Genomic DNA, 418 nt, shown 5'->3' with positions numbered 1-418 from the left:
GATTAAGGCTCATCCAGTGATTGGAGAAAAAGTGCTTAACAGTTTATTAGCGTATGCCCCTCAGTGTACATTTATAAGAATGGGACGTGACATTGCCGGCGCCCATCATGAAAAGTGGGATGGCAGTGGTTATCCTAATGGGTTAGCAGGCGAATCTATCCCGTTGTCAGCCAGAATTGTAGCCTTAGTCGATGTGTACGATGCATTAACCTCACCACGATGTTACAAAAGGCCTTTTAGTCATGAAGAAGCGATGGCGTTGATTCTTGAAGGAAAAGGCAAACACTTTGACCCTAAATTGGTCGATAGCTTTATGGTCATTAGTGAACAATTTTCTGTGTTGTCAAAAGCATCTTTACTCGAAGAGGATTAACGTTATTGATAGAGACGTATAAACAACAATGCCAGTCCTGGGGAC

Annotated in this window: 1 protein-coding gene; it reads left to right on the top strand. The window is 42.6% G+C overall.

The window, feature by feature from the left end; all coding sequences use genetic code 11:
• Positions 1 to 373 (top strand): HD-GYP domain-containing protein (locus tag AAEZ00_RS20655; protein ID WP_351089747.1); only part of this gene is annotated, 373 nt, incomplete at its 5' end.
• Positions 374 to 418: the final 45 nt, after the last annotated feature.

Origin of the sequence: Shewanella sp. S1-49-MNA-CIBAN-0167 (assembly GCF_040310145.1) — a bacterium.
In the GTDB taxonomy this organism is placed as follows: Bacteria; Pseudomonadota; Gammaproteobacteria; order Enterobacterales; family Shewanellaceae; genus Shewanella; species Shewanella psychromarinicola.
Note: the sequence above shows the minus strand (reverse complement) of the source record. Positions and strands in the feature narration are given on the sequence as shown.